A 1,193-nucleotide genomic window follows, 5' to 3' on the forward strand; every position below is an offset into this window, starting at 1 on the left:
TGATGGCCACTTTTTCCATAACCGTGTTTTTTCACAGGAGATGTATGTTCACAAAACGGGCATCTTACATCAACTTTAGCCACTGTATTCCACATCCAAAACCGGACATTTCACACTGCAATCAACATATTGAATACACGACCGCGTTATGCGGGCTTTTTTATGGGTAATTATTTCTGCTGCGGTGGCAGCGTTACCCAATATCCCGGTTGATATGGCAGCGGCAAGAACTTCTCATGAAAGGTTCTGAACGTCGCGTCCGGATCTATATCCTTAAACAAATCCGGATGCAGCCATTTCTCCATCGCCTGAATCGCAACAAACTGATACGGGCTATTGTAGAACTGGTGCCAGATAGCGTGGGCATTGCCGTTGGTCGCTACCGGCAAGGTTTTGAACGCAGAACGCTGCATCAACGCAGTCAGACGTTTGGTGGCTTCCGTCGTGTCCGCCCCTGGCACCACACCAACCCACTTGTTCGCCGTGTTGTAATTCTTCCAGTTAGCCCCCGTGACAATCACCACATCCGGACGAGCGCCAATGATAAATTCCGGATTCAAGGTGCCAAAGGTGCCGGGGATCGCCGTTTTGGCGATATTGCTCCCACCGGAGACTTCCACCATTTTGCTAAAGTTCTCATCACCAAAGGACATGCAGCACTCATCATAGCCGCCAGCACGATCGATCATGACTTTCGGACGCGGTCCCTGATAATTTTTCAGGCGATCTTCCACCACGGCGATCTGCTCGCGGCGAAACTGAACGATCTCCTCGTCACGCTGCTGCTTGTTCAGCAGTTACCCCATGATACGGATGCTCTTTTCCGCATTCTCAAACGGCTTCTCGCGGAAATCGATAAACACCACCGGAATACCCAACTGCTCCAGCTTTTCAATCAGTTTGCCTTCATCCGTCGCCGCTTTTGATTCCAGGTTCATCAGCACCAAATCAGGTTTGAGCGTTAACGCCTGCTCAACGTTAAAGGTGCCGTCTTTCGCACCGCCAAACGTTGGCAGCGATGTAATGCTCGGGTACTGTTTTTCATAGGCCTTATATGTACTAGCTCAGACCTGATCTGACAGTTACCGATTATTTATACAGGTGTCTGTCCGATTACATCTGGTTCAGATTCTTTTCTGCCCAGATCCGTTTTCCATCGAGTAAAGTGGCCATCGGCGTACGCCCGCAGCACA

General features: G+C 50.0%; 2 pseudogenes. Both read right to left on the reverse strand.

Going from position 1 to position 1,193, the window contains the following annotated elements:
- Positions 1 to 83 (reverse strand): annotated as a pseudogene (locus tag QZ506_RS09340) (IS1 family transposase); the annotation flags it as partial.
- Between the two features lie 87 nt (positions 84 to 170).
- Positions 171 to 1,049: pseudogene (locus tag QZ506_RS09345) on the reverse strand (ABC transporter substrate-binding protein); the annotation flags it as partial.
- Between the last annotated feature and the right edge of the window lie 144 nt (positions 1,050 to 1,193).

The sequence above is a fragment of the Candidatus Symbiopectobacterium sp. genome, from assembly GCF_020054415.1.
Classification (GTDB): Bacteria; Pseudomonadota; Gammaproteobacteria; order Enterobacterales; family Enterobacteriaceae; genus Symbiopectobacterium.